Source organism: Kineobactrum salinum (genome assembly GCF_010669285.1).
Taxonomy (GTDB): Bacteria; Pseudomonadota; Gammaproteobacteria; order Pseudomonadales; family Halieaceae; genus Kineobactrum; species Kineobactrum salinum.
The window spans coordinates 2,818,798-2,845,318 of sequence record NZ_CP048711.1; the positions used below are offsets into that span (position 1 = coordinate 2,818,798).

The 26,521-nt window shown below is 58.4% G+C and carries 25 protein-coding genes and 1 pseudogene; 11 read left to right on the top strand and 15 right to left on the bottom strand.

Going from position 1 to position 26,521, the window contains the following annotated elements; genetic code table 11:
- Positions 1–289 precede the first annotated feature (289 nt).
- A complete protein-coding gene (locus G3T16_RS12355) occupies positions 290–2,254 on the bottom strand; it encodes a M48 family metallopeptidase (RefSeq protein ID WP_232059064.1) in 1,965 nt (654 codons plus the stop codon).
- 24 nt (positions 2,255–2,278) lie between these two features.
- Positions 2,279–2,875 carry a LemA family protein gene (locus G3T16_RS12360; protein WP_163495522.1) on the bottom strand — a complete coding sequence of 199 codons (597 nt, stop codon included), beginning with the start codon at positions 2,873–2,875 and terminating at the stop codon, positions 2,279–2,281.
- 171 nt (positions 2,876–3,046) lie between these two features.
- On the opposite strand from G3T16_RS12360, the gene G3T16_RS12365 reads away from it, so the two are divergent.
- Complete coding sequence (locus G3T16_RS12365) at positions 3,047–4,417, top strand: MATE family efflux transporter (RefSeq protein WP_163495523.1); 1,371 nt, start codon at positions 3,047–3,049, stop codon at positions 4,415–4,417.
- Positions 4,418–4,488: 71 nt separating this feature from the next.
- Here the strand turns inward: G3T16_RS12365 and G3T16_RS12370 are convergent, their stop codons facing one another.
- Positions 4,489–6,612, bottom strand: coding sequence for a molybdopterin oxidoreductase family protein (locus G3T16_RS12370; protein WP_163495524.1), 2,124 nt, complete (start codon positions 6,610–6,612; stop codon positions 4,489–4,491).
- Between the two features lie 225 nt (positions 6,613–6,837).
- Between G3T16_RS12370 and G3T16_RS12375 the strand changes: the two genes are divergently transcribed.
- Together G3T16_RS12375 and G3T16_RS12380 are read left to right on the top strand one after the other, a co-directional pair.
- On the top strand, positions 6,838–7,137 hold the full coding sequence (locus tag G3T16_RS12375; protein ID WP_163495525.1) for a BrnT family toxin: 300 nt from the start codon (positions 6,838–6,840) through the stop codon (positions 7,135–7,137).
- Positions 7,124–7,393 carry a BrnA antitoxin family protein gene (locus G3T16_RS12380; protein ID WP_163495526.1) on the top strand — a complete coding sequence of 90 codons (270 nt, stop codon included), beginning with the start codon at positions 7,124–7,126 and terminating at the stop codon, positions 7,391–7,393. The genes G3T16_RS12375 and G3T16_RS12380 overlap by 14 nt, the downstream gene beginning before the upstream one ends.
- A 253-nt stretch (positions 7,394–7,646) precedes the next feature.
- On the opposite strand, the gene G3T16_RS12385 is transcribed toward G3T16_RS12380, so the two are convergent.
- The 8 genes from G3T16_RS12385 to G3T16_RS12415 all read right to left on the bottom strand — a co-directional run bounded on the left by G3T16_RS12385 (position 7,647) and on the right by G3T16_RS12415 (position 14,338).
- Positions 7,647–7,865, bottom strand: a complete 219-nt coding sequence (locus G3T16_RS12385) for a hypothetical protein (protein WP_197911658.1) — start codon at positions 7,863–7,865, stop codon at positions 7,647–7,649.
- Positions 7,866–8,207: 342 nt separating this feature from the next.
- Positions 8,208–8,882, bottom strand: a complete 675-nt coding sequence (locus G3T16_RS12390; protein ID WP_163495527.1) for a CPBP family intramembrane glutamic endopeptidase — start codon at positions 8,880–8,882, stop codon at positions 8,208–8,210.
- Positions 8,883–9,182: 300 nt separating this feature from the next.
- Entirely contained in the window at positions 9,183–9,689 is a 507-nt protein-coding gene (locus G3T16_RS12395) for a GNAT family N-acetyltransferase (protein WP_197911659.1), read from the bottom strand.
- A gap of 289 nt (positions 9,690–9,978) precedes the next feature.
- Entirely contained in the window at positions 9,979–10,515 is a 537-nt protein-coding gene (locus G3T16_RS23120) for a DUF6653 family protein (RefSeq protein WP_408610698.1), read from the bottom strand.
- A gap of 281 nt (positions 10,516–10,796) precedes the next feature.
- Entirely contained in the window at positions 10,797–11,051 is a 255-nt protein-coding gene (locus G3T16_RS12400) for a hypothetical protein (RefSeq protein WP_163495528.1), read from the bottom strand.
- Positions 11,052–11,293: 242 nt separating this feature from the next.
- Positions 11,294–12,556, bottom strand: a complete 1,263-nt coding sequence (locus G3T16_RS12405) for an IS110 family RNA-guided transposase (protein ID WP_163495529.1) — start codon at positions 12,554–12,556, stop codon at positions 11,294–11,296.
- 386 nt (positions 12,557–12,942) lie between these two features.
- Complete coding sequence (locus G3T16_RS12410) at positions 12,943–13,359, bottom strand: GNAT family acetyltransferase (RefSeq protein WP_163495530.1); 417 nt, start codon at positions 13,357–13,359, stop codon at positions 12,943–12,945.
- Positions 13,360–13,426: 67 nt separating this feature from the next.
- The gene (locus G3T16_RS12415) at positions 13,427–14,338 is read right to left on the bottom strand and encodes a LysR family transcriptional regulator (RefSeq protein ID WP_163495531.1); all 912 of its coding nucleotides are present in this window, start codon (positions 14,336–14,338) and stop codon (positions 13,427–13,429) included.
- 96 nt (positions 14,339–14,434) lie between these two features.
- Here G3T16_RS12415 and G3T16_RS12420 point away from each other — a divergent pair, with 96 nt between their 5' ends.
- The 3 genes from G3T16_RS12420 to G3T16_RS12430 are packed head-to-tail and all read left to right on the top strand — an operon-like array spanning position 14,435 to position 16,198.
- A complete protein-coding gene (locus G3T16_RS12420; RefSeq protein WP_163495532.1) occupies positions 14,435–14,881 on the top strand; it encodes an ester cyclase in 447 nt (148 codons plus the stop codon).
- A gap of 24 nt (positions 14,882–14,905) precedes the next feature.
- The gene (locus tag G3T16_RS12425; RefSeq protein ID WP_163495533.1) at positions 14,906–15,826 is read left to right on the top strand and encodes an NADP-dependent oxidoreductase; all 921 of its coding nucleotides are present in this window, start codon (positions 14,906–14,908) and stop codon (positions 15,824–15,826) included.
- A gap of 15 nt (positions 15,827–15,841) precedes the next feature.
- On the top strand, positions 15,842–16,198 hold the full coding sequence (locus G3T16_RS12430) for an SDR family NAD(P)-dependent oxidoreductase (protein ID WP_163495534.1): 357 nt from the start codon (positions 15,842–15,844) through the stop codon (positions 16,196–16,198).
- 19 nt (positions 16,199–16,217) lie between these two features.
- Here G3T16_RS12430 and G3T16_RS12435 read toward each other — a convergent pair whose 3' ends face one another.
- Positions 16,218–17,180 (bottom strand): calcium/sodium antiporter, encoded by a 963-nt coding sequence (locus tag G3T16_RS12435; RefSeq protein WP_163495535.1) that lies wholly within the window; start codon positions 17,178–17,180, stop codon positions 16,218–16,220.
- 388 nt (positions 17,181–17,568) lie between these two features.
- Positions 17,569–18,030: a RipA family octameric membrane protein gene (locus G3T16_RS23375; protein ID WP_456298649.1), complete on the bottom strand. Its 462-nt coding sequence runs from the start codon at positions 18,028–18,030 to the stop codon at positions 17,569–17,571.
- A 759-nt stretch (positions 18,031–18,789) separates the two neighbouring features.
- On the opposite strand from G3T16_RS23375, the pseudogene G3T16_RS12445 reads away from it, so the two are divergent.
- The 3 genes and pseudogenes from G3T16_RS12445 to G3T16_RS12455 all read left to right on the top strand — a co-directional run bounded on the left by G3T16_RS12445 (position 18,790) and on the right by G3T16_RS12455 (position 22,194).
- Positions 18,790–20,237 (top strand): annotated as a pseudogene (locus tag G3T16_RS12445) (circularly permuted type 2 ATP-grasp protein).
- On the top strand, positions 20,234–21,172 hold the full coding sequence (locus tag G3T16_RS12450) for an alpha-E domain-containing protein (RefSeq protein ID WP_163495536.1): 939 nt from the start codon (positions 20,234–20,236) through the stop codon (positions 21,170–21,172). Before G3T16_RS12445 ends, G3T16_RS12450 begins: the two are co-directional and overlap by 4 nt.
- Entirely contained in the window at positions 21,169–22,194 is a 1,026-nt protein-coding gene (locus G3T16_RS12455) for a zinc-binding metallopeptidase family protein (RefSeq protein WP_163495537.1), read from the top strand. Before G3T16_RS12450 ends, G3T16_RS12455 begins: the two co-directional genes overlap by 4 nt.
- Here G3T16_RS12455 and G3T16_RS12460 read toward each other — a convergent pair.
- Positions 22,166–22,921 (bottom strand): Ntn hydrolase family protein, encoded by a 756-nt coding sequence (locus G3T16_RS12460; RefSeq protein WP_163495538.1) that lies wholly within the window; start codon positions 22,919–22,921, stop codon positions 22,166–22,168. The two genes, G3T16_RS12455 and G3T16_RS12460, sit on opposite strands and share 29 nt — an antisense overlap.
- Before the next feature lie 151 nt (positions 22,922–23,072).
- Between G3T16_RS12460 and G3T16_RS12465 the strand changes: the two genes are divergently transcribed.
- Positions 23,073–23,519 carry an NUDIX hydrolase gene (locus G3T16_RS12465; protein WP_197911660.1) on the top strand — a complete coding sequence of 149 codons (447 nt, stop codon included), beginning with the start codon at positions 23,073–23,075 and terminating at the stop codon, positions 23,517–23,519.
- 8 nt (positions 23,520–23,527) lie between these two features.
- On the opposite strand, the gene G3T16_RS12470 is transcribed toward G3T16_RS12465, so the two are convergent.
- The gene (locus G3T16_RS12470) at positions 23,528–24,574 is read right to left on the bottom strand and encodes a sodium:calcium antiporter (RefSeq protein ID WP_163495539.1); all 1,047 of its coding nucleotides are present in this window, start codon (positions 24,572–24,574) and stop codon (positions 23,528–23,530) included.
- A 140-nt stretch (positions 24,575–24,714) separates the two neighbouring features.
- On the opposite strand from G3T16_RS12470, the gene G3T16_RS12475 reads away from it, so the two are divergent.
- The gene (locus G3T16_RS12475) at positions 24,715–26,436 is read left to right on the top strand and encodes an amidohydrolase (RefSeq protein ID WP_163495540.1); all 1,722 of its coding nucleotides are present in this window, start codon (positions 24,715–24,717) and stop codon (positions 26,434–26,436) included.
- The last annotated feature ends 85 nt before the right edge of the window (positions 26,437–26,521 follow it).

The following is a 26,521-nucleotide window of genomic DNA, read 5'->3' on the forward strand; positions in this document are numbered from 1 at the left end:
TAGCAAAGATTCAGTGCCTGTGTAGGGGGGCTGCTGCAACTGGGCGCAATTGGCGAAAAGGGGACAGTGGTGAATGGAGTTAGGGTTCATCGACTTCGTAGCCCGGTCGGCATCCTGGGAGGGTGCTTTCGAGACACGCCGTGAATCCGTCCATGGAGGCTCGGTTGCAGCAGAGCCTGCCCCGCGAGCGCAGCGAGTGCTTTGGGCATCCATGCTGCAAACGGTCTCGAAAGCACCCTCCCAGGACACCGACCTGCCATGGAGTGAACTCAAATAAGCGTCATCCGGATCAGTGGTGGTGTGGGACGCTGCTGTTGCCCAGCACGTCGGGCAGGGGGCAGTCCATTACTGCGGCGATGCTGGTGATCAGTTCGCGTTCCACCGCGTCCAGCCCGCCACTGGCGCTGGCCGCGGTGGCCATCGCCTTCAGTACCGGGGGCTTGAGTAGCGGATAGCAATCGGCCAGGTCCTGCACAGCCTTGCCGAATGCGGCCAGGCTGCACTGTTCGCGCGGCAGCAATTGCAGCTTGGGATAGCCCAGGGTATCGGCGGCCAGCCGGAATGTCGTGCTGGCTTCGCCACGGCCCTGATGAGCCAGCATCGACAGCACTATCCGTAGCGGGAATTGGACCTTGTCCAGGCTGCGGTGTCGCGCCCGGGCGGGCTTGACCTGGACGAACTCCGGGTCCAGGTAATGGCGCAGCAACTGGTACAGACACCATTCCAGTAACGAGGTATGGCGGTCAGCCCTGATCAGGGCCAGCAGGCTGCGCTTGAAGCGCTGGTACTGGTTCGGGGACTGGCTCTTCAACGCCGGCAGGCACAGCTCGAGCAGCGGCAGGCGCTGGCCGGGGCGCAGTTGGGCCACGTCAGGCGCCAGCGTGTGGACTAGGTCTTCCAGGCCCTGGATGCCGCTGTCGCGCAGGATGGCGAGTTGTTTGTGCAGTACTTCGGCGTCCGTGCTGGCCAACAGGGACAGGGTCAGTGCGAGTGCGCCCAGCGGTTCGTGGCTGTAGCGCACGAAAGCCAGGGGCAGTTCGTGGCGCCGGGCGAGTTCGGACTCAAGTTGATCCGGTTCCGGGCCGAAATCGGCATCGGGCTCAGCGGCTGGCTCGGCAGCGCTGACCAGGGCTGCCGTGACCAGCGCTGCGCGTCCCACGCCGACCTCGGCGGCACCGGGGCGGGAGGGTTCCTCCCGGTAGTGGCGAATGGCGCGCTGGATATACTGTCCGTCCCAGCCCGGCTCCAGTTTGCGAATACGCCGGCTAAGGGGCGGGTGAGTGGCGAACAGTTGCCACAGGCCGGGTTCCACCTGGCCGAAGAAGATGTGGGACATTTCCGCCGCCCGCGCCGCCTGCACCAGTGTGCCCGGCGGATAGCCGCCGATCACCTTGAGCGCATCCGCGATACCGCGGTTGTCGCGGGTGTACTGCACTGCGCAGGCATCGGCCAGGTATTCCTTCTGACGGCTGATGGCCGCCTTGATGAAGCCGGCTGCGAGGCCCCCGAGCCAGCCCAGGACCAACAGCCCCAGGCCCAGCAACGGCAGCATCGGCGCGCGGCTGGAACGGTGATGCTCAATGCCGGTGCGGTGGTGGCGGCCCGAGCGCAGCAGGACATGGCCCACATCGCCGATGAAGGTGATGCCCTTGAGCATCGCGGCGAGGCGGGTATTGAGGCGCATGTCGCCATTCAGGATATGGCTGAACTCGTGTGCAATAACGCCCTGCAGTTCGTGCCGCTGCAGCTGTTCTATGCAACCGCGCGTGACCGCGACAACGGCATCGGTCGGTGTCTGGCCGGCGGCGAAGGCATTGATGCCGCGCTCGCCATTCATCACGTAGACAGCCGGCACCGGCATGCCCGCGGCCAGAGCCATCTCGTCGACGATATTGAGGCAACGGCGCTCGGCCCGGTCCCGGGTCTGTGGCAGCAGCCGGGTACCGCCCATGGCTTCGGCCACCACCTTGCCGCCGGCCGCCAGTTGCAGCCATTTGACCAGTACCACCAGGGCAACCGTTGCGGTCACGGCCAGGCCAATACCGCCGAAGCGCTGCCAGCTGAAATAGGCGGCAAATCCATCCCAGCCCGCCCGCTGTCCGGTATAGAGGTTGTAGTTGTCGCTCGACCAGAGCACCGCCGCCAGCAGCAGGTTGGCCAGCAGGATCAGGGCCAGTACCGCAATCAGGAACAGCACTACCAGCAGCCGCGCGTTGCGCCGGGCCAGATCCTGTTGGGCAAAGAAATCCACCACCCTGGTTTAGATTGCTGCGCGGTATCAGAAGCTGACTTTCGGTGCCGCCTGGATTTGCACGGAATCGTCGAACTCCAGCAGTTCGGCGTCCCGGGGATGGCCGAAGGTGGCGGCCAGCAGTACCGGCGGAAAGCTCTGGCGGTAGGTATTGAATGCCATGACTGCGTCATTGTAGCCCTGGCGGGCAAAGGCCACCCGGTTCTCGGTGTTGGTCAGCTCTTCCGACAACTGCTGCATGTTGTCGCTGGCCTTCAGCTCCGGATAGGCCTCCATCGTGACATTCAGCTTGCCCAGAGCACCCTGCAGGGTATTTTCTGCGCCGGCCAGTCTCGCCATTCCTGCGCCACCCACATCGCTGTCGCCCAGCGCGCCCAATACGGCGGCGGCTTCGTTGCGCGCTGTGGTGACCGCCTCCAGGGTCTCGCGTTCGTGCTGCAGATAGCCTTTGGCGGTCTCCACCAGGTTCGGTATCAAATCGTAGCGCCGCTTGAGCTGTACCTCTATCTGGGAAAAGGCATTGAGGTAGCGGTTCTTTAGTGTGACCAGGCGGTTGTAGATGCCGATGACAAAAATCACCAGCCCGAGCAGTATCAGCCAAAATACGATTGTGGAAATGTCCATTTCTGCGCCCCCCCAGGCGTTGTCGTTGCCTCAATTCTATCCCAGAATGGCGCATGTTGCTGTGCTTTCACTGGATGGAACCCTGCGGGGTTTCCGCGAACGCTCCGCATGCCGCCATCATCGGTACTGGCGCCGCGCAGCGACCTCCCGAATCGTACCGGACCTGTTTCAATGCTCAATACTGATCGTCTGACCCGCGGCCGCATCGCCTCCCTGGCATGGCCCATTATTCTGGCCAACGCCGCCGTGCCGCTGCTGGGCCTGGCGGATACCGCGGTGATCGGCCATTTCGCCACCCTGGAGGATCTGGGTGCGGTGGCCTTCGGCTCGGTGATTTTCAGTTTCGTCTATTGGAGCTTTGGTTTTCTGCGTATGGGAACCACCGGCTTTGTGGCCCAGGCCGCGGGGGCCGGCGACGAAGCCGAGGTGCGCGCAGCGCTGGCGCGGGCACTGTTGCTGGCGCTGGCTATCGGCCTGGCCCTGCTGCTGGTGCAAGCCCCGATAAGGGACAGCGCGCTGTTCCTGCTCGGCGGCAGCGAGCCGGTCCGTGAACTGGCCGGCAGCTATTTTTCCATCCGCATCTGGGGTGCTCCGGCGACCCTGGGCCTGTTCGCGTTGGTGGGTATCCTGATCGGCCTGGGCAAGAGCAAGACCCTGCTGCTGGTGCAACTGTTTCTCAACGGCCTCAACATCGCGCTGGATATCCTGTTTGCCGGGGTGCTGAACATGGGCGCCGACGGCATTGCTCTGGGTACCGCGCTGGCCGAGTGGTGCAGCCTGCTGTTTACGTTGCTGATCGTCTGGCGCGTACTGCGCGAACGGCATCGGGACGCAGAGCCCTTTATTCCAGTGGCAAGGCTGCGGGAGCTGGCGCCGTTGCGGCGTACCCTGAGTGCCAACAGCGACATCATGATTCGCACCCTGCTGCTGGTCTCCAGTTTTGCCTGGTTTGTACGGCAAAGCGGCGAGTTCGGCGACGAGGTACTGGCCGCGAATCATATTCTGCTGCAGCTGATTTCCTTCTCGGCGTTTTTCCTGGATGGCTTTGCCTTTGTGGCCGAGGCCGTTACCGGTGCCGCCGCTGGCAGCGGTCGCCGGCGGCGCTTTGACATCGCGGTGCGGCGTAGCACGGAGCTGGCCGCCGGTAGTGCCCTGTTGCTGGCCGTGGCAGTGTTGCTGGGCGGCGAGTTCGCGGTGCGGGCCCTGACTGGCCACAGTGCGGTGCAACTGGCGGCCATCTCCCAGCTGCTGCCGGTGGCCACCTATATCCTGCTCTCCTTCGCCGCCTTCCAGCTGGACGGTATTTTCATCGGTACCACCCGCACCGCCGAGATGCGCAATGCCACGCTCGCGGCAGCGGCCGGCTTTTTCCTGCTGAGCTTTCCCTTGACTGCCGCACTGGGTGTGACCGGCCTGTGGCTGGCGTTCATCGCGCTGGTGGTCTTGCGGGCTATTGCGCTGTTGTATTACTACCCGGCGCTGCGCCGCAGTATCCGGCCGGTGACGGCAGGAACCCGCGACAGCAGGCGGATAGTCCGGTGATCCGCGATCCCTGCAGCTCACTGTAGTGCGCGACAGGCGCCAGGCTTTTGGCCCGCAAACTGCGGCAGGGCTCAAGCCGTCGCAACAGTCACCGGCACACCATTGATGGCCGCGTTGCCCGACAGCAGGTCCAGCTGCTGCTCGTCGGTGATGTCATTGCAGCTGACGCCAGCGTGCCTGGCCGCAGTGTGCAACCTGGCGCCCGGACGATCGTGGCCAAAGCCGTGGGGCAGGCTCACCACACCGGGCATGATGTCGTTACTGGCTTCGACCGTCGCCGTGAGCGCGGCGGTCCTTGAGCGGACCGTGACTGTGGTGCCTTCACTGATGTTCCTGGCCTGCATATCCTGCGGGTGCATCAACAGCGTGCAGCGCGGCTTGCCTTTCACCAGGCGGTGGTAGTTGTGCATCCAGGAGTTGTTGGAGCGCAGGTGGCGGCGTCCAATCAGCTGCAGCCGATCGTCATCGGGCAGCGCGCAGGACTCGCGCAGGCGCTGCAGTTCGTCCAGCACCTGGGGTGTGGCACAGTTGATGCGCCGGTCGGTGGTCTGCAGCCGCGCGGGCAGCTGCGGCTGCAGTGGCCCCAGATCGATGCCCGACGGCTGCTCCCGCAGCCGCGCCAGACTCAGTGCCTGCACGCTGCCCTGACTGGCACTATAGGGGCCGCTCTGCAATCCGTGGTCGATGATTACGTCCGGTGCCAGCACTGGCTCCGCCTCCTCCCCCAGCAACACTGCGACCCGGGCGCCCAGTTCGGCGAAGATTTCCCAGTCGTGCAGCGCGCCCTCGGGCCGCGGGAATACGGCCTCGCTGTGGCGCGCGGTGTTGCGAATGGCGTTGATGTGGAAGGCGAGGTCGTAGTGGTCGTGCTCCAGCGGCGAGGTAGGCGGCAGGATGATGTCCGCGTGGCGGGTGGTTTCGTTGAGGTAGGGGTCCAGGCAGACCATGAACTCCAGCCCGGTGAGGGCCTCGTCCAGCTGGCGGCCGTTGGGGGTAGACAGTACCGGATTGCCGGCGCCGACGAACAGGGCCCGGATCTGACCCTGGCCGGGCGTAGTGATCTCCTCGGCCAGCGCGGCCACGGGCAGCTCGCGATCAAATTCCGGCAGCTGCCGCACCCGGCTGTGATGGCGGGCGAAGCCGCCGGGGTTGCTGTGGCCGACCAGGTCCACCGCCGGCAGTGTGAACAGGGAGCCGCCGGGCCGGTCGAGGTTGCCGGTTGCGATATTGAGGATCTGGATCAGCCACTGGCACAGGGTGCCATGGCGCTGGGTAGATACCCCCATGCGGCCATAGCAGATGCCGGCGCCGGCAGTGGCGAACTCGCGGGCGATGCGGCGGGTGGTGGCTGCATCAATGCCGGTGTGGGGCTGCGCGAACTCGGGCGTAAAGCCGGCCACCGCGGCGGCGACTTCATCCAGGCCGGTAACAAACTCCGCCAGATGGGCGGGGGAGATCAGGTCTTCCGCGAACAGTGTCTGCAGCAGCGCCAGCAGGAACAGCGCATCGCTGCCGGGGTTGATGAAATGGTGCTCGCTGGCCAGTTGCGCGGTCTCGGTACGGCGCGGATCGATCACCACCAGCTTGCCGCCGCGGCGCTGCAGCGCCTTGATGCGTTTGCGCACATCGGGCACGGTCCAGATGCTGCCATTGGAGGCCAGCGGATTGGCGCCCAGCATCAGGAAGTAGTCGCAGCGGTCGATGTCCGGAATCGGAAGCAGGGACTTGTGCCCAAACAGCCACAGCGCGACCAGGTGGTGGGGCAGTTGATCCACGGAGGTGGCGGAAAAGCGGTTCTTGCTGCGGAAGTGGCGAAACAGATTGCGCTGGTGGGTCATCATGCCGTAGTTGTGCACGGTGGGGTTACCCAGGTAGATGCCAATCGTATCGACCCCGTCCCGCCTGGCGATCTCGACCAACCGTTGCGCGGTGGTGTCCAGTGCCTCCTGCCAGCTGATCTCGCGCCATTCACTGCTGCCGTTGGCTGCGTGTACCCGTTGCAGGGGCTGGCGCAGCCGGTCGGGATCTTCGTGAATATCCCTCAGTGCCACCGCTTTGGGACAGATATGGCCGCGGCTCAGTGGATCTTCCGGGTCGCCCTTGATGGAGAGGATCTCGCTGCCGTCGGTCTCGATCAACAGTCCGCAGATAGCTTCGCAGAGCGGGCAGGCCCGGTGATGGGTTTGTGTGCTCATGCCTGGGCTTCCATTTTTTATCACTGGAAGCAGTGTAGCTTTTTAGTGCATTGACGTTAACCAGCGTACCGTTTTGTCCGGGGGAATGACCGCCCGGCGGGTAGTGGCCGACCTGTCCTCAGGCGCGGTCTTGCAGTGGAGCCGAAGGCGCAACGGAAAAGCTGTCGCTGTGCTTGGCCTTGTTAGCGCCTTGACTGATTTTGTATATTATGGAAATATACAAAAATGCTCAACTTAAACAAGATAACCGGCTTTGACTGGGACGACGGCAACTCCAGAAAAAGCAAAGAAAAACATGATGTTAGCCAAGCAGAGGCCGAGCAGGTCTTTTTTAACGAGCCGCTTCTGCTGTTGCTCGACGACAAACATAGCCAAAAGGCAACGAGATATCACGCTTACGGTAAAACCAATGGCGACAGAAGGCTACACATTGCTTTTACCCTCCGGGAACGCGACACACTGATCCGTGTAATTTCCGCCCGGAATATGCACCGGAAGGAGAGAACGATTTATGACAAAGCTTAAGAAAATTCCGGACTTTAAATCAGAGCAGGACGAGCGCGAGTTCTGGGAAACCCATGATTCAAGTGAATACCTGGATCTGAGTAAGGCTAAACGCGCAATCCTGCCAAACCTGAAGCCTTCAACAAAGACCATTTCATTGAGGCTGCCCGAAGGCCTGCTTGACAGCATTAAAGTTGAAGCCAACAAAAGGGACATGCCATACCAGTCTCTCATCAAAGCCTGGCTTGCCAAGGAAGTTCAAGAAAACCGCCGGTGACCATGCGCGCTAACGCCAGACATAACCGGGCATTGCGGTAAGTGAATCGCCCTGGCACGGTTCAGCGACTTCAACTGCGGTATCGAGCGCTGCCAGCTGCATTCTTGGCCGTTTGGCATGCTTTGCCTGGATGCCGCGAGTGCTCCCTGTCTCGTACTAACGGCGCAATCCCTTGTGCTTGAAAGCACTTTATCATGGGTCGTAGCGTAGCGTGTTGCGTAACAGCGTCAAGCTGCATAACCGCGAACTCACCTCACCCGCCCACCAGGGCCACCTGCCCGCGCTCCACCCGCGCATCCCAGCGCACCGCGCAATTCAGTCGAAGGCAGTTGGCGAATTTTCCCGTCGCCGAAAACAGGCTGCCCGGCGCAAAGCTCACCCCCGCCTCCAGCGCGGGGCCGATCAACTGGCTGGTGTCTACCTGCCCCGGAGGCTCGACCCACAGTACGAAGCCGCCAGAGGGTGCGGGCATGTAGTCTGGGTCCGGCACGGCGGTGCTGTTGCTGGGCTCGCTGTATCCGCTGGTGGCGTAGGCTCAAGGCACCCCGTGGAAGCGGTCTGGCTCAAACGCTTCCGTGTGCCGCTTCGACCCGTCTGGACGTGAGTCAATGAATACACCGTTAGCTCAATGAACGTCTTGACTCTGGCCAGCGAGACAGGGTGCTCAGCACTGCTCGTTGTACTTCAGTATCTCAGGATCCATTTCAGCCTCCTCCTGCACATCGTCTGAGCAAATCGACGAACCAGTCGCGAAGCAATCTAGCCGCGCGCTTGAGCGAATAGTCAGGTGAGCTATTGGCGCAATACGCAGAGTTCAATCCAAGCCAAAAGCAGGAAACAGAATCATCAAGTTTCCTAGCAGATGCATGACGATGCAAGAAAATAGATTTCGCCTCCAGACATATAGAACGTAAAGAAGAGCAACACTCAACCCTTGCGTAAGCAACCAGTGAGGTCCAAAGAACAGAATGTGCGGAAGAAGAAACAGGGACAGGCTGATCGCCACAGCAACAGGCATGCTGCCAGTTAGCTCCTTCAGCCTCTCGATTGCATATCCCCGATAAAATACTTCCTCAGTGATTGAGGTCGTAAGAATTATAAGCATCAGCACCGGAATCGAAAGCGCGAGAATTATATCGAGACCGGGAGACGGCGGTAGCGGGATCCATTCATGAACAAACCCTGAAACAGCGACGGATATGCCCCAGAAGATGATCGACCATTGAATGTCTTTACCGCTGGGCTTCACCAATCCGATTGACTTGAATGATCTGCGTTCGAAAAAGATAATGAATACACCAAGCAGGACCATAACCAGCCAGTTCCAGACCAGGACTGATGGTGGACCATAAAGCCAATCCCACGTAGCCCCAAGTGAGATAGCCACTCGATTGAGAAACATCGGGCTATAAGCAGTAGCCAAGCCAATCAGGATCAACCACCAGGGGAGTCGAGCTCCATCGGAACTGTTTGATTGCATTTTGTGCATGTGATCGCCCCCTCTGCCCTACCGCTTGAGCAAATAGTTAGACGAATCGTGACGAATCAAACCCGGTCAGACAAGGGTGGATGCCCGCTTGAGGTGCTCGCGGCGGTCCCCGAACCGACTTTTCTAGATCCCTGACGCCCAGTGTAATCATGCTGATCCGCGGCCTCATGCGGACTACCCCTCTGATGCATAACACCCGCATTGTCGGCTGGTTTTGAACTTGGCAATAAACCAGTCCGACAACGTACAATTTTTAGGTGGCATTGTGCTCCACTACTTGTGGCAGCTAAATCAAATCCGTTAACCTTGAGCTGAGAATGCCTCATGGTACGACACCTCCCCTTCCGGGAGCTTGTCGGAAAACGACAGCGCCTGAAAATACTCAGCAGGCACACCGGGATAAACCAGCCCATCTACAACCTCGAACCCGAAACGCCCGTAATAGCCAGGATCACCAAGTACTACGCAGCCGGATGCACCCATTGCTTCAAGAGCGGCGAGAGAACTTTTCATTAGCTTCGAGCCAACACCGCGCCCTTGATACTCGGGAAGAACAGATATTGGCCCAAGCCCAAACCAACCGGATGCACCACTTGAAAGCGTGACCGGCGAAATCGCGACATGACCAACGGCTTCTTCATCAATCCTAGCAACCTGGGAGACCGTTAGCGCTCCGGCGTGACGAAGAGCATCAACAATATACTGTTCGGTATGGTCAGAATGGGGAGCACTTAAGAACGCTTGCTCTGTAATCTGATGTACTTGCTTCCCTTCGCCGGGACTTTCATTGCTAATCTGAATATCCAATCTCAACCTCTTGATACATCGAAACTGGCCAAATTGAAGGCAGTACTTTCAGAAACGGAGTGACGTTTCCGCGGAAACGTTTTCCGGTTATAAATGGCGCTAGGAACAGAGACGCTGAGATATAAGTCGGGTGAGTTTCCCCAGACCGGGATCTCTGACCGTAGTGGCCGAATTGTCGTGAAATCCATCTCTCGATTCCTTGGTGGATGCACTCAATAACCCCAATGTTTAGGGGCACCGGAGCGACCGCGTCCCAGCTGCACGCTCTTTGCGCAGCGACTACAACCATTTATGTTTTATACCACAATTGATAGGTGGGATTAGAATCTTTCATATCGGAGTATAACCACACCATACGATCTACAAACCATACCTTAAAAACCATTATCCAAAAATTACCAAGGACCAGAATCCAGAAGTCTAACGCATACAGTCCATAAATGAAGATTGGAAGGCCAATAGCTGATAAGGACTGTAAGGCTCGGCAGAATACTCGATGGTGATTGGGGATATCTGTACTTTCGCGGTTTAGGTAGATTCGTTCTCCAAAGGTGGCCATTGAGGCCCAGCTATTTGTTTTTCTTGGTACATTAAATAGGCGGGGGTTTAGCCAAACCCAAAACATGGCTAGAGATATTGGAGCTATGGAATAAATTCCAATCCAATCTCTCGACCAAAATGCAATGGAAATTATCGGTAAAGCAGTAAACCTTGTGTATACGCTCCATGGATTGGAATGCCTCATCCATACTTCGTCATCCATTGACATGGATTTTTCGGCGAGTTTAAGAATATCCATGCGCACCCCTAGAAAAATAACGCCCATCAACAGGTGCGGCTTCGAAGTTCACCGTCGCAGTGACTTGCCTGGTTAGGACTAACTCGGTAACTGGTATGAAACATTAGCGTTGCTCACTTTTATGTATTTGGCCTGCTCAAGATCTTTTATGATTGAACTAAGCTGTTGCTCTGATAGCTTTTCAGTGAACAGCGAGTTAATCGTATTGGAAAGAGTTTTTACCTTGCGAGGTCTCGATTGGCCACGACCAACGAGGTTCTTCACGATTGCAGCTACCTTATCGTCAGTAGAGGCGGTAGTGGACATCCTCACTGTATTATTTCGTTGTGCAGTTCCCGATCTTTGTCAGACAGACTCGGCAGCGGAAGCACATGACGCTTGATGAGGACTCCAACGGATTTCTTGTAAGGCTTGGCGTACTCGATCAATGCCATGCGGAACGCAGCCGAGGCCACGGCCTTGTGCGCCTCGCTACTGCTCAAGGCATCGATGATGCTCCAGGCAGAGTTGAGGCTGGTAAGGCACTCCTGAAAAAAGATGAACTCTTCGTGTTTCGCGCTCATGAGCTATAATGCCCTCAGTTGTGGCCGCTGTAAACGCGTCCGGTGCCGGAGGCGCGTAGTTAATGAGCTTGGTTATTGTTGCGCCGGGAAAGCCAACCCGAGAACCACGTTGCCGGAGCGAGAGCGGAGGCTTTAGCTCAACGGATGCACCGAGAACGGAACTGCTTGGCACACCGAAACGGGCCAATTTGAAAGCGGCACTTTCAGAAACGAAGTGACGTTTCATTCCCTGAGGTGGTTGGTCAAGTATTTTGAGCCACTCCGCTGATCAGAGTCGAGCCGCGCCGGTTGAGCGCTTTCAAGTATCTGGATTCGTCGTAAGCTGTGTTGGACTGCCAGCAACGGTAGAGCACACGGATCCACTTGTAGGCGAGGGAGCGTACAGCTGCTTGGTGCCCTTTGCCCTTCTCTCGTTGCTGACGATAGTAGACCTCTGCCCAGTATGAGTAACAAATACTATGACTCGCCCATTCAATGAACGTCTGCCGAAGGAAGCGTGGACACTGGGTTCGCCAGTGCACCCATTTCTTCTGGCCACTGCGCTCGGTGACAGGTGCTACTCCCACATACATCTGAATTTCATCCGCACTCTGAAAGCGATCGCGCTGCTCCCCGAAAGCCACCAATAGTCGCGGGGCTAAAGCTGCCCCGGCTCCCGGCAGGTTTTCAAATAACTCATAATCCGGGTGACCAACAGCTAGAGATTCAATCTCCGTATCGTACTGTTTAATGGCACGTAGTGATACTTCTAGCTGCTCAGCGAGTACCTGGACCTTACGTGCGTAGGCTGAGATCAACGGCTTGTCGACAGTCAATGGGCGGGCGCTTCTGATGCCCCTCAGACGCTGTTCTTGTACTTCCTTTCGGTTAGCGCGATGCTCTTGGAAGAACTTTTTCAGCGTTTTGGTATCGGCACTCTGCACTTTTTCCAGGCTAGGCCAGCGTTGGAGAAAGCTGCAGAATAAAACAGTATCAAGTCGCTGGAACCAGTCCAGGCACTGGGGATAGTACTGCTTTAGTGCGGCATTCAATCGGTTGGTGAGTCGCACTTTATCCGCCACCAACTGCCGCCGGTGTTCTACCAGCAGTTGAAGTTCTCTCAGCTGGGGGCCTTGGGCTTTGAGTGTCTGGAAGCGCTCGGGATGTTTCAACACCAGGTCGAGGGCGAGCTCTGCGTCAGAAGGATCGTCTTTGGCTCCACTGGGATGTAACAATTTACGGTAACGAGCGAGTGTGCTGGGGTTGACCGGGACGATTTCGATGAAATCGTATTTCTGTAGTGCGTACACTACTGGCCCGCGGGTAAGTTCGACAATGATCGCGACAGGGCCGCCAAAACGCTGGTACAACGACAAGGCCCACTCTTCAATCTTGTCTACCCGGTGGGGAATGCATGCGAATTCGCGCTCTGAAAAACCTGCTCTCTGAATACAGGCATCGTGCTTTTTATCGGCCCAGTCCAATCCAACAAATGCCTTGAAATAGCTTTCGGATATAGCTTCCATGAGCAATTCCCTCCCAAAATGCTACAGTCCATATAGGGACATGCATGCCCGAGTTCGGCGAAAGTGATATAGGGGCCGGTGCAACGGCAATCCCTGAGTATTCGTTAATGAACTCGAGCGCACCTGCTGGCTCGAAGATGAAACGTCGATCGTCTGGCGATTCCGCGGAGACATTCGTAGCCAGCAGGTGCATGTCCCGCCTTGGCTGGCAGTTGCCTGCCAATTACCGTAGTAAAGCCCAAGAAACGGGACTGAGTATCTATATCCGCGGAAACGTTTTCCGGTTATAGATGGCGCGAGGAACAGGCGCACTCAGTTATAAGCCGAGTGGGTCTCCCAAGACCGGAATCTCAGATCGTGGTGGCCGAAACCGTGTTAACCACTCTCTAATCATGAACCAAGCGTTTACCCAAGCCTATAACCTCGTCATCTCCGTAACCAATGGCTGAGTAGAATTTAATTGCTTCGGTGTTAGTGTTCCGGACTTGGAGGTTAATTTTTGGACATCCCTTTTTACCCAACAGGTGTTCTGCTGCCTCCATCAAAAGGCGGCCGTAGCCGTTCCTTTGGTGGCTCGACCTGACAGCCAGATAGTTTATCCAGCCACGGTGGCCTTCGTAGCCTGCCATTACTGTGGCGACGACCTCGCCGTCACTTTCGCCAACCAGAAACAAATCAGGATCGACCTCCATTTTCCGGTCAATATCCTTTCCAGGATCATTCTGGGGCACTGCTAGACCAGTGTCCTCCCATAGTGCGATCACTGCCAATCGGTCTGCGTCTTGATAAGGTCGTATGTTCATAATCTCGTTAATGGTCTAATCAGCCGCCGCGACAGCGCGGCCCGCCTACCCCTTGCAGAGCAATGGGTCACAATGATGCAGCGTGCTCTGCGATAAATCCCCTGAACCAATCCTGGGCAGGATGAGAGTCACTGCGTCGGTGCCAGATAAGATCGAATACGATCTCAGGCAGTGTGACCGGAGGGGGAAACAGTACCAACCGGTTGCCAGCAGGTGAACTAAGTGCGACCCGCTTCATAACCGTGGCCGTCATGCTCGTTCGCGCGACGATATCAGGTACGGCGAACATTTGCGAAAGCGTTAGCGCGAGATTGCGCTTCTTGCGCAGCTGCGCAAGCGTCTGATCCACGATCCCATACAGTTGGCCTTCTGGAGACACAAGGATATGTCGTAGCTCCAGGTAGGTTTTCATGTTCATGCCACGCCTGGCTGCCGGGTGGTCAGCGGCGACGATCGTGACGAATTCATCTCGAAGCACAGGACGGGTCAGTATCCGGCCATCGGCATGCGTGGGCGGAACGCCGATGGCTGCGTCGATTATGCCAGCATCCAGTAGATCGACTGCATGATCTCGGTCGTTGAACGCATGCACGTTCAACGATACGTCAGGCGCCTTTTTTTCAAGCGATTGCAGTAGCGAAGGCAGTAGCACAAAGGCCGGGTAGTCCGACAGCCCCAGTTTGAACGTTAACGATGCCGTCCCAGGCACGAACTCGGGCTTCTTCACGAATGCCGATTCGATTTTCTCGAGGGCTTGCGAGATTGGCGCAGCCAAATCCATCGCGACCGGCGTGGGCCTCAGGCCTTCAGCGCTACGCAAAAACAGCGGGTCGCCGAAGAGTTTACGCAACCTTGAAAGCGCCGCACTCATGGCTGGTTGGCTTACGCCTACCTGAGTAGCCGCGCGAGTCACGCTCCGCTCGTTGATCAGGGCGTGGAAGGCCACGAGGAGGTTCAAATCGATGCCATGAAAATTCATAGAACGAATAAACGTATATACAGATTATTTGTTGGAAGAATATTGCCGGTTTCCACAGAATATTGCAATCGTCAACCACCGGAACAGGACATGACTATGAGCACATCCAGCATTGATCTTTCTGATCGCCTACGCGCTGAACGCCAAGCAGTGGAAACATTCTACCGGGCGTTCAGCGACAAGAACCCGGATCTTGTCGATGAGGTCCTCGCGCCCACGTGGGACGACATTCCGCTGGCACCCGGACAAGGTGCCGGACCGGAGGGAATCAAGCCCATCATTCGCAGCGTCATGCAAGCATTTCCCGACGTTCAGATCACCGTCCACGACATGATCCAGGAGCCCGGCAGGATCGGCGTTCGCGCCGAGATCAGTGGCACCCATCAGGGCGAAATTTTCGGCATCGCTCCCACCGGAAATGAGGTGAGCTTCCGTCTCCACGAGTTCCACACACTCCATGAAAGGCGCATCACCACGACATGGCATATGGAGGACTGGTTCGGTCTTTTCCTCCAGCTCGGCCAGTTTCCGAAGCAACACTAACCAACTCGAATCAATGAGGTATTTATGAAATCAGCACTTCTCAAAGCCTTCGGCGGTGCCGAGGTGATTGCGGTCGGCGAAGTCAACCTGCGCAACTTACAGCCTAACGAAGCTGTTGTCAGTGTCGAGGTGGCGGGCGCGAACCCCCTGGATCTGAAGATAATCGCCGGCTACATGCAGCAGGTTATTCCAGTCGAGTTTCCGTATGTGCCGGGCACCGACTTTAGTGGCGTTGTCGATACGGTCGGAGCGGACGTGACGCACCTGAGCCCGGGCGATCGCGTATTTGGACGTACTGCGCCGGATGCAGGTGGCGCCTTCGGCAGAAGCCTGGTGATCGCAGCAACGGACCTCTGCGTGATCCCCTCGGAGATGAGTTTCGAGCAGGCGGCGGCCCTGCCGACAGCCTTCGGCACAGCAAGGCAAGCTCTCTTCGACGCGGGTAATCTTCGACAGGGACAACGGGTCTTGATCCATGCCGGGGCGGGAGGGGTCGGCAGCATGGCCATTCAGCAGGCTCACCATGCGGGTGCCCATGTTGTTGCTACGGCGTCGGCCAGGAACGTCGAGCTAGTGAAGAGTTTGGGCGCGGATGAGGTCATCGACTACCGTACTGAAGATTTTACTCGAGTGCGCAACATCGACCTCGTACTCGACACGATCGGCGGTGAAACACTGGAGAAGTCATGGTCGGTACTTGGTGCAGGCGGTCGCATCGCAAGCCTCGTGGAGGTCGGTATCAAGCCAATGCATGGGCAGATGGGTGAATTTGTGTTCTTCGCAAGTGCGACGCCTTTTCTGTCTGAAGCCATACGGCAGTTTCAAGCCGGACACCTTCAGGTCATCACCGACTCGATCTTTTCACTGGACGATGTGCGCTCAGCGCTGGAGAAGTTGGCCACTGGGCATGCGTGCGGCAAAGTCCTTGTGCGCTTGAGTAACTGACTCTGGAGTCTCGCCATGACACAAAACAAGCAAGTGGTGCTGGTGACTGGAGCGGGGTCCGGCATCGGTCGGGCGATCGCCCTATCGCTATCGCGCGCCGGGTATCAGGTTTACGCCAGCATGCGTGATCTCCGGCAGAGGAATCGCGAGCGCGTTGACGCTCTAAGGCTTCTTGCTCGACAGGAAAACCTCTTACTGGACACCATTGAGCTGGATGTTCTGTCCGAGGTCGGGTGCCAGGCTGCTGTCAATCAGGTTCTCGCCGAGCAGGGGCGTCTGGACGTGGTGGTGAACAACGCTGGGATGCTGATGGTCGGTCTCACGGAAGCCTTCTCCGTCGAGCAGGTTTCACACTGTGCTTGGCCTGGTTAGGCATTTTCGTTCCCATGGTTTATGTACCGAATACCGTGAAACTCAGACTTACATATACACCGTAGCCCAGCAGGAGCAATCCTCCTTCGAGTCTGCTAAGCCGACTGCCCGTATATAGAAAGAGGAGCAGAATCAGCGACGTTCCCAACATGACCCATTGATCAAACTGCAGAATCCGCTCATGGACTGGAAGCGGCTGTAACAACGCGGAAATTCCGAGTATTCCCAGGAGATTAAAAATATTGCTGCCTAGAATATTCCCAATAGCAACATCGGCATGTCGGCGGAACGCTGCGATTACTGATATCGAAAGCTCAGGCAGAGACGTGCCAACCGCCACAAGTGTCAAACCTATCACAGCTTCTGAGACACCAAACAACTCGGCTATTCCCACGGCCCCCTTTAACAGTACTTGCGAACCGGCGATCAAAAGAACCAAACCCAACACAACCGCCATGACTATCCATAGCGTTGTTTTTGGCAGAGAAGTAACTTCCTCCCCTTCAGCTATGTGCAACCCCGCGGAAGGCGCTTCTCCAGAGCGCTCGGTCCGATAAGCCCAGATCAGATAAGCGGCGAGCGCCAAAAGGAATATGGCAGCGTCAGACCTTACCAAGGCATCCCCACCGACGAGAATAAGAAACAAAATGCTAGCCGCGACAACGGTAACACCATCCCGCCGCAATACGAGCGGTTTGACAGCAAGAGGCGTTATCAGTGCACATAAGCCTAGAATCAGCAGAATGTTGCCGATATTACTCCCCACAACATTACCGATTGCGATGTCGGGCCGCTCACTAAGAGCAGCCTCAATTGAGACCACCAGCTCTGGCGCAGACGTACCGAAACCGACAATTAACAAGCCGCTGAGCAGAGGAGAAATGCCCAGTCGATTTGCAGCTGCCAAAGATCCTCTGATAAGTGCTTCACCGCCACTAGTCAGAAGCAACACCCCTATAACGACGAACAGCAGGTTCAACATAATTTTGAGTTTTCGGTTGTAAACTTAATAAAAAATGGCTGCATCAGCCTGGACTGCCTAACGTTTCAATCAGCCGACGCTTCAGCGGATCAGTTTTACCTGCCCATATTGTCGGGGAAGCATGCACGTATGTGGTGTCAGACAGCCTCAATACGAACCCGGATAATCGCACAGGCGGGAGACAGCCATTCACCCAAAGGGAGGGCATTCTGACACGATGAAAGATTCCGTTTTTAAAGATCGCTCGCCCTCAAAAATATTGCCCGCCAACACCCACGCCATCGTCACCGACTCAAGACGATTTAATTGCTCATAGAGGAGAGTACCGGCCACCGGGCTTGTCCAACAATGGGATATGTCGCGGCAAGCGCGACATGTTCTTATTTTGTTAGGCATTTGTAAGATGAATAACAACCAGGAACGTATAAGATGCAATAAAAACCAAAGGGAACAGCTCGTGAAGAGTTGTTGTCTTAAGATAACCCCGCCCTGAATTCAATTTTTGGTGCCATTCATCGGTATACGGCTTCAGGGGAAAAATGTTCTCCATCTCTTGTAATACCTCATGCTTGGCAGTCGTATGCCGAGTAATGGAGGCAAGTATTAGCCACCAAACAATACAAAATAGAACGGCGCAAACCACTAGACCCGCGAAAGCCGCTTTCGACATTGTCAGGGACTCATTCGAGAATCCGTAGGCTATCGCAGAAGTGACAGCTAGATTCAGTGTTACGAACAACCGGCTTGTTACCTGCGCTCGATCTTCAAATGAATAAACTGAGCCAGCATAGCTCTTGTATATCTCCAACTTTATAGCCTGATCATCCATAGTAGTGTGCCTAGCGCCCATCAACAGCTGCGGTTCCGAAGGAGCCGTCAGCCTGCTTGTGATTGTTGTGCGGCTAAATCATGCTCAACATCCCGGCCAGGAAAAACCAGTACAGCTGGATGGCATTTTAAAGCTCGCGAATGATACGGACAGACTCCCCAACAGATACAGCAACACGCCTCTCCGCTTTAATATCGTCATTCATTTCACTTCCTCCGGTAGTCATGGGCAGTGACGCTCCACTCTCATCTGAACCTGGTCTTTCACAACCTTGTAAATGACCCTTTACTGAATATTCAGCCGGGAGGAGCGGTACCCTTCCCACTTTCCAGACAGCAACTCGTCATGTAGCCCCTTGATTTTGCGCAGCCCTGTGGGGCCAGAGAGAGAAACAATATCTTTCCACTTCTCATAACGCTTTTGGACTTCAATCGGAGCGCCTTTCAGGTTTTTCGAAACCCGCTTATGTTCTAATATCTGCCATATATCATAAATTGTATATATACCATTTATGATATATCAACAAGGGAGTCGACAGTGCTTGCCGGGGCGGGGATTCGCAAGACGGTCCCATGCCATACTCTGAGGCACTCGTTCGCGTCGTACTTGCGCCAATCTGGTGCAGATATCCGCACCGTACGACAGCAGTTGAGCCAAGCTGACGGGCCCCAGTCCGGCAAGATAAGCTGGGTTGCCAGCGAAGGTATGCGCCAACGCTGGCGCAGCTGATGCTATTTGTGTAGTCTCGGCGAAGTGCGCCCCACAGCAGTCAGGGAGACGATGAACGAGAGCTGGAAGTCCTACCAACCGGGTACTTTTTTTGACGAATTGATTACCCCCGGGGGCATCCGCGCACCGCCGCCCGCGGTGCTGTGCGGCTGTTGCAGAAGCTGCCTACGGAAGAAATGGCCTCCCGGCGCGCGGCCGCCGAGCTCGCTATCCGGGAAATGGGCATCTCCTTCACCGTGTATACCGAAGGTGGCAATATCGACAGGGCTTGGCCCTTCGACATCATTCCCCGGGTGATTTCCGCGCGCCAGTGGCGGACAGTCAGCGATGGCCTGCGCCAGCGCAGCCGGGCGCTGAACCGTTTTATCGACGACATCTACAACAAGCAGAGCATTCTTGCCGCCGGCGTCGTACCGGCGGAGATCGTGCTCGAATCCGGCAACTACAAGCCTGCCTGTGCCGGCATGTCTCCGCGCTACGGTGTCTGGGCTCATGTTTGCGGCTCCGACCTGGTGCGCGACCACGAGGGCCGATTCCGTGTACTGGAGGACAACCTGCGGGTGCCGTCGGGCGTGTCCTACATGCTGGAAAATCGCGAAATTACCAAGCGGGTGCTGCCCGAACTGTTCGAGAACTACAGTATCCGTCCGGTGGACGAGTATCCGTCGCAGCTCTACCAGACCCTGGCTTCCCTCTCTCCCCGGGAACGCCGGCGACCCTGTATCGTGGTGTTGACGCCGGGGATCTACAATTCTGCCTATTTTGAGCATGCCTATCTGGCGCAGGGAATGGGAGCAGAACTGGTCGAAGGCAGCGATCTGCTGGTGGCCGACGACGACTGTGTTTACATGCGCACGGTGGATGGGCCGATGCGGGTGGATGTGATCTACCGCCGCATCGATGAGGACTTTATGGACCCGGAGGTGTTCCGCGCCGATTCGGTACTGGGCGTGGCGGGCCTGATGCGGGCCTGGAAAGCGGGCAAGGTGGCTATTGCCAACGCGCCCGGCAGCGGCGTGGCAGATGACAAGGTTGTCTATGCCTTTGTCCCTGACATGATTCGCTATTACCTGAAGCAGCAGCCGCTGCTGGACAGCGTACCCACCTATCTGTGCATGCGCGAGCCGGACCGGGAGTATGTGCTCAACAACCTCGACAAGCTGGTGGTCAAGCCGGCCAACGAATCCGGTGGTTACGGCATTATGGTAGGGCCGCACAGCACGGCTGCCACCCACCGCAAGTTTGCCCGCCTGATCGAGGCCAACCCGCGCAATTATGTGGCCCAGCCTACCCTGTCCCTGTCCACCGCGCCGACCTATATCGACGACGCGGTAGAGCCCCGGCATCTCGACCTGCGCCCCTTCATTCTGCAGGGCAAGGAAACCTGGGTGACGCCCGGCGGCCTCACCCGGGTTGCGCTGGTCAAGGGATCGCTGGTGGTGAACTCCTCCCAGGGTGGCGGCAGCAAGGATACCTGGATCGTGGAGGGCAAGGCATGACCATGCTGTCGCGCGTTGCCGAGCGCCTGTACTGGATGGCGCGCTATCTGGAGCGGGCGGAGGATACCGCGCGCCTGATCGCGGCCTACAACCACCTGATCATGGATATTCCCCGCGGTGCCGAGCTGGGCTGGGACGTGCTGGTCAGGATTCTCGACGCCGACCAGGATTTCTTCCAGCACTACCGCACCGGCAATGAGCAGAACGTGTTGCGCTTCCTGCTGGCCGAGCAGAACAACCTCTCTGGCATCCCCTACGCGGTGCGCTGTGCCCGCGAGAATGTCCGCACCACCCGCGACGTGCTGCCCGAGGAAACCTGGGAGCAGATCAACGAGCTGTATCTGTATACCCAGGAGGTCGCCGATAAGTCGGTGGGACGACGCAACCGCCAGGCCTACCTGGAACAGGTGGTCAATCGCTGCCAGCTGATCAACGGCATGCTGGCCTCGACCCTGCCGCGGGATCATGCTTACCGCTTTCTGAAGCTGGGGCACTTGCTGGAACGCTCCGACATGACCACCCGGCTGATCGACGTGGGGGCCGGGGAGATGCTGGCCCGCGATGGCACCCATGGCGCGATAGACCCGCTGCTGTGGGCCTCCCTGCTGCAGGCGCTGTCCGCGTTCGGCTCCTACCGGCGCATGATAGGCCCCCTGGTGGAGGCCGATGTGGTGGTGGAGTTCGTGTTCCGGGAGGCCAGCCTGCCGCGGTCGGTGGCCTTCTGTCTGCGCGGTATTCGCGAGGAACTCAAGCCGCTGTCCAATCACGACGCAGCCCTGCGGGTGCTGGATCGCAGCCGGCGCAAACTGGGGCGCCTGGGTGCGGCAATGGACTCCCGGGAGGCGCTGCATCAGTATATCGATGATTTTCAGGCCCTGCTCAGTGCGCTGCATCAGGCCATCACCGCGACCTGGTTCCACCCGGACACGCCATGAAACGCCAGCAGTGTGCCTGTGGCAGCCAGGTATTCTTCGAAAGCCGGGAGTGCCTGCACTGTGGCGCCCGCCTGGGCTTTGATCCGCAGGGCCTGTCCATGCGGGCGCTGCGCGAACGGGGCGAAGGCCTCTTCGCTACCGATGACGGCAGCGAATACCGGCTCTGTGACAATGGCGTCAATTGGGGTGTGTGCAACTGGCTGCGGCCGGCAGACAGCGATCATCCGCTGTGTTTCGGTTGCCAGTTCAACCGCACCATTCCCAACCTGTCCCTGTCGGACAATATCCACCGCTGGCGGGTGTTGGAGCAGGGCAAGAAGCGGCTGTTCTATACCCTGTTGTCACTCGGGCTGCCGCTGGTCGACGGTTGGCGCGACCCGCAAAATGGGCTGTTGCTGGATTTTATAGAGGATGGCCGCAGCCGGGATGAATTCGCGGAAACCTTTGCCAGCACCGGCTTTCTGGGCGGCATCATTACCATCAATATCCTGGAGGCGGACGAGGTGGCCAGGACCAGGGTACGCGAGGAAATGAACGAGAGCTACCGCACCGTGCTGGGTCATCTGCGCCATGAGTCAGGCCATTATTACTGGGCGCGGCTGAATGCTGACCAGGCCCTGCGGGCGGATTTTGCCACCCTGTTCGGGGATGAAACCATGGATTATGGGGCTGCCCTGCAGCGCCATTACCGGGAGGGCCCGTCGCCGCAATGGCGCAACTATTACATCAGTGCCTATGCCAGCGCTCATCCTGCCGAGGACTGGGCCGAGACCTGGGGGCACTACCTGCACATCCACGATGCGCTGGAAACCGCAGCGGCCTACGGCATGACCGAGCATGATCCCGCAAATATGGATATCGCGGCCCGCATCAGTCTGTGGCGCAGCCTGAGTGTCACCCTGAATGAGCTCAATCGCAGTGTAGGCGGTGGCGACGCCTATCCTTTCTTCATCAACAGCTGGGTCGAGGCCAAGCTGGGTTTTGCCGAGAAGGTTATTCGGCGTCTGCAAACACTTCGTTGAGAGGGGGCAGCTTGGTGAAGGCCTCGCGGATATTGTCATCCCAGGACTGGCGCAACTTGGCCAGGTAGGGGTGACGTTCCTCCAGCGTGAAATACCGCGCATGGGGCTTGAGGCTGTCGTTGCGGTAGAACAGGCATTCCAGCGGAGGTCCTACGGTGGCATTGGAGCGGATGGTGGAATCCATTGACACCAGTGCGCAGCGCATAGCGGTTTCATAGGGGGTGTCCGGGCGCACGATCCGGTCCAGGATGGGTTTGCCGTACTTGGCCTCGCCGATCTGCAGATAGGGGTACAGTTCGGAGGCGGTGATATGGTTGCCCTCCGGGTACACCAGGTACAGGGCCTGGGGATGCCCCTTGATCTGACCGCCCAGGATGAAGGTTGCGTTGGCGTTGAAACCCGGTCCGGCGCCGGGCGCGCTGGAGGCCTGGTACTTGGCTTGTTCACGGACGCTGATTTCGCCAATATAATCGGCCACATCAGCCACATAGCGGGCCTTGAGGATGTTGAAGCTGGCGTCTTCCTCCAGGTCGCGCTGGATCTGCGCCACCACCGCCTGGCTGGTGGCCAGGTTGCCGGCACTCAACAACACCAGCGAGCGGTCATAGGCTACTGAAAAGCGGTGCATTTTACTGTAGGTGCTGACGCGGTCCGGACCGGCATTGGTCCTGGAGTCGGAGCAGAACACCAATCCATCTTCGATGGCGATGGCGAGACAATAAGTCATGGCGCGATGGGCAGGCCTTTCCGGGGTGAGTCCAGCGGCGAAGGATAAAGCCAAGTGCTGCGGAATGCTACCGCGGATCGCCAGGCTTGTGATGCTGTTCCATTGAGGCCGGCAGGCGGGGAAGCCGGGAATAGAGATCGGGGAGAGGGTAGTGGCAAATGCAATGGAGAGGCCCATAGCGGCGTCTATCGCCGTGCTCATTCGCGGCGGAGAGGTACTGCTGGTGCGCCGCGGCAATCGGCCCGACGCCGGCATCTGGGGCTTTCCCGGTGGCAAGGTGGAGTTCGGCGAGTCCATTGAACAGGCCAGCATACGGGAACTGCTGGAGGAAACGGGGGTGCATGGCGAGGCCCGGCAGGTGATTACCGCGCTGGACGTGTTCGACCGCAATCCGGGGGAGGGCCTGCGGCAGCATTTTATCCTGATTGCGGTGCTGTGCCGCTGGATTTCGGGAGATCCATTGGCCGCGGACGATGCAGTGGATGCGCGCTGGTTTCCGGTCCAGGATCTGGACACAGCCGGTCTGGCGATGAGCTCGGGCGTAGTCCGGGTGCTGCGGCAGGCGCAGCTGCTGGCGGCGGATGGGCCCGGACAGTGAGTCGCGAGCTATGCTGGCGAACCGGTCAGCAATACCCCGACTCCCATTATGTACAGTACCAGGATGGCCAGGCTCTCCGCGCCGATATGCCCGATGCCGTTGCGCTCGCGGCGAATCAGCCCCATGATCAAAATGGCGGACATCAACAGGGTTAGAGCTACCCAGAATTGCGTGTCAGCGGACATGGCGTGATAAATCGAACCCTGCCGATAGGCGATATCAGACGCCGCGGTAAACAGCGTGTCGAATGCATTGCCGCCGATGATGCCGCCTACCGCCAGCGTCAAAGCCCCGCGTCTCACCGCGGCAACCGAAGTGACCAGTTCGGGAATGGAGGTGCTCACCGCCGTAAGCATGACGCCGACAATCGTGTAGCTCATGCCGGTTTTGGCGGCAATCGTGGTCGCCGCCGGTTCCAGGGTCCAGCCGGCCAGGCCCAGCACCGTCATCAGCAGCAGGAACTCAGTCCAGAGACGTGCCGGAGATGGCATCGCGCTGATATCGTCGGGTGTGTCCTGACGGGTTTCCCGGGTAATGGAAGGGCGCCACATGGGCGTCTTCTGGGTGCGCTGCACCAGACGCAGGCCATAGGCATAGAACCCAAACAATACCGGCGTCACGGGGTGGATCCCCCAGAAGGTCACATCCGGTAGGTGCGGCGCCAGCATGATCAACGCCAGCAGGGAGATCAGCAGCCCGTTCTGCATCATGTTCGGCGCCGAGGCCGCCGCGTGTTCCAGGTTGGCGCGGCGGTAGAACATGTCCGCAATGGCGAGGAAAAAAGTCTGAACAGCAATGCCGCCCAGCGCATTGCTGATGGCGAGTTCGGCATGGCCATTCCATGCGGAGGTCACCGACAACACCGATCCGCCCACAGAGGTGGACGCCCCGAGCAGCACGGCACCTGCCGCTGCCTCGCCAATGCCGGTGCTATCGGCGAGCTGGTCCACGATCCGGGTAATACGGGTGCCGGCGAGACCAATCACCAGGGCACAGAGGCTGAACACCAGGCCACCTTGCAACAAGGACCACTGCTCGGGATTCATTATTGACATTGAAAGGCCTCTCGGGCCGGATGCCGTCATTGTGCGCGCTCAGGCAATGCGCGACTTCCCTCCCGCGCAAGACGCCAGCCGCCAACTCTGGTGCAATAAGCGATTATTCATCAGATCAGATAATGACCGGGGTTTCAATCATGCTACTTCAACGACGTCTCTGTATTACGGCTCTTGCGGCTGCCTCGCTGGGCACGATGCCGGCGGTCAATGCTCAGCAACCGGCCGCCGACCAGCTCATGCTGAATGCCAGGGTACACACACCCTCAGGCTGGCAGGAAGCATTGGCGATCAGAGACGGAGTCATCGTCGCTGTTGGCAGCTCGGCGCAGATCGGGGCCCTGCGCGCGGAGGATACCGAGGTGCACGATCTCAACGGTGCCACCGTACTCCCGGGTTTGCACGACATGCATGTGCATCCGGTCATGGGTGGATTGGCCCGGCAGCGCTGCCAGATACCGCAGGAGCTGGCGCTGCCGGCGATCCAGCAGCACGTGGCCGACTGCGTAGCGAAAGCGGAACCCGGCGAGTGGATACAGGGCGGCCAGTGGGATGCATCGGCCATCGGCCAGGTGCCCACCCGGGCCATGCTCGATGAAGTTGCGCCGGATAATCCGGTGGCGCTCACGGACACCAGTGGCCACAGTCTGTGGGCGAACAGCCGGGCGCTGGAAATGGCCGGGGTGACCCGCGATACCCGTGATCCGAAAGGCGGTATCGTCGAGCGCGATGACAATGGTGAACCTGCCGGTGTTTTCCGGGAGGACGCCAAACAACTGGTGGAGGAGCATATTCCCCTGCCGACCCGGGAAGAGATCACAGCGGCGCTGCAATGGTCGCTGGAGACCATGCTCTCCCACGGTATTACCACCTTTACCGACGCTTTTATCGGTGTGAGCGGCAATGGAGAAGCCGAATTGCAGGCTTACGCCGCGCTCGCCGATGCCGGGGTGCTGAAGCAGCGTACCCGGCTGTGCATTGCCTGGACGGATGATAACCCTTCGGCCGAGGCGCTGATTGCAAAGCGCAATCACTTCGCTCGCGACCGTCTGGCGCCCGATTGCATCAAGATGTTCATCGACGGTGTTCCCACCGACAGTCACACCGCGGCCATGCTGGAACCCTACGGCGGCAGTGTCGGCAGCCACCGGGATAACGCCAGTGCTACTGGCATGCTGTTGATCGACGAGGAAACCTTGAACAACGCGGTAACGCGCTTCGACAAAGAAGGGCTGACGGTCAAGTTTCACGCCGCCGGCGACGGCGCGGTCCGCGCAAGCCTGGAAGCTGTACAGGCGACGCGTGAGAACAATGGCTTCAGTACGCTGCTGCACAACATCGGCCACAACACCTTTGTACATCCGGACGATATCCGCGCGGCGCGGAAGATCGGCGCCACCTTTGAGGTCTCGCCCTACCTGTGGGCGCCCAGCGCCATCAACAATGCCATCGAAAGCGCGGTGGCTGACCAGCGAATGGAGCGTGCCTGGCCCGTCAAGGATATGCTGGAGGCTGGTGCCCTGGTTGTCCCCGGCTCCGACTGGTCGGTGGTGCCCTCGGTCAATCCCTGGATCGGCTTGGAAACCATTGTTACGCGGCGTGTGGCTGGCGATGCAGATGGCGAGCAGTTCGGCGGCAAACAGGCAATCGGTCTTGAGCAGGCCTTTGATATCTTCACCGCCAACTCAGCCCGGCAGGCGGGCAATGCCAATATCACCGGACGCATTGAGCCGGGCATGCTGGCGGACCTGGTTGTAGTGGAGGAAAACCCGTTCCAGGTGCCTCTGCACAGGGTGCATGCAACCACCGTCCAAATGACGTTTATTGAGGGTGAGAAGGTTTACGAGGCGGGTAGTCGCTAGGCCGGGATTTGAGCAGGGATTCCCGTCGGCGCGCCGCTTGCGAGCATTCCTGCAGTCTTTCCGTCCCCCAGTGCGGAACTGGGAA

Coding starts and splice junctions, on each gene's coding strand:
- G3T16_RS12360 (WP_163495522.1), bottom strand. CDS start 2,875: ATGGACATTTCCACAATCGTATTTTGGCTGATACTGCTCGGGCTGGTG.
- G3T16_RS12365 (WP_163495523.1), top strand. CDS start 3,047: ATGCTCAATACTGATCGTCTGACCCGCGGCCGCATCGCCTCCCTGGCA.
- G3T16_RS12370 (WP_163495524.1), bottom strand. CDS start 6,612: ATGAGCACACAAACCCATCACCGGGCCTGCCCGCTCTGCGAAGCTATC.
- G3T16_RS12375 (WP_163495525.1), top strand. CDS start 6,838: ATGCTCAACTTAAACAAGATAACCGGCTTTGACTGGGACGACGGCAAC.
- G3T16_RS12380 (WP_163495526.1), top strand. CDS start 7,124: ATGACAAAGCTTAAGAAAATTCCGGACTTTAAATCAGAGCAGGACGAG.
- G3T16_RS12385 (WP_197911658.1), bottom strand. CDS start 7,865: ATGCCCGCACCCTCTGGCGGCTTCGTACTGTGGGTCGAGCCTCCGGGG.
- G3T16_RS12390 (WP_163495527.1), bottom strand. CDS start 8,882: ATGCACAAAATGCAATCAAACAGTTCCGATGGAGCTCGACTCCCCTGG.
- G3T16_RS23120 (WP_408610698.1), bottom strand. CDS start 10,515: ATGGGCGTTATTTTTCTAGGGGTGCGCATGGATATTCTTAAACTCGCC.
- G3T16_RS12400 (WP_163495528.1), bottom strand. CDS start 11,051: ATGAGCGCGAAACACGAAGAGTTCATCTTTTTTCAGGAGTGCCTTACC.
- G3T16_RS12405 (WP_163495529.1), bottom strand. CDS start 12,556: ATGGAAGCTATATCCGAAAGCTATTTCAAGGCATTTGTTGGATTGGAC.
- G3T16_RS12410 (WP_163495530.1), bottom strand. CDS start 13,359: ATGAACATACGACCTTATCAAGACGCAGACCGATTGGCAGTGATCGCA.
- G3T16_RS12415 (WP_163495531.1), bottom strand. CDS start 14,338: ATGAATTTTCATGGCATCGATTTGAACCTCCTCGTGGCCTTCCACGCC.
- G3T16_RS12420 (WP_163495532.1), top strand. CDS start 14,435: ATGAGCACATCCAGCATTGATCTTTCTGATCGCCTACGCGCTGAACGC.
- G3T16_RS12425 (WP_163495533.1), top strand. CDS start 14,906: ATGAAATCAGCACTTCTCAAAGCCTTCGGCGGTGCCGAGGTGATTGCG.
- G3T16_RS12430 (WP_163495534.1), top strand. CDS start 15,842: ATGACACAAAACAAGCAAGTGGTGCTGGTGACTGGAGCGGGGTCCGGC.
- G3T16_RS12435 (WP_163495535.1), bottom strand. CDS start 17,180: ATGTTGAACCTGCTGTTCGTCGTTATAGGGGTGTTGCTTCTGACTAGT.
- G3T16_RS23375 (WP_456298649.1), bottom strand. CDS start 18,030: ATGGGCGCTAGGCACACTACTATGGATGATCAGGCTATAAAGTTGGAG.
- G3T16_RS12450 (WP_163495536.1), top strand. CDS start 20,234: ATGACCATGCTGTCGCGCGTTGCCGAGCGCCTGTACTGGATGGCGCGC.
- G3T16_RS12455 (WP_163495537.1), top strand. CDS start 21,169: ATGAAACGCCAGCAGTGTGCCTGTGGCAGCCAGGTATTCTTCGAAAGC.
- G3T16_RS12460 (WP_163495538.1), bottom strand. CDS start 22,921: ATGACTTATTGTCTCGCCATCGCCATCGAAGATGGATTGGTGTTCTGC.
- G3T16_RS12470 (WP_163495539.1), bottom strand. CDS start 24,574: ATGTCAATAATGAATCCCGAGCAGTGGTCCTTGTTGCAAGGTGGCCTG.
- G3T16_RS12475 (WP_163495540.1), top strand. CDS start 24,715: ATGCTACTTCAACGACGTCTCTGTATTACGGCTCTTGCGGCTGCCTCG.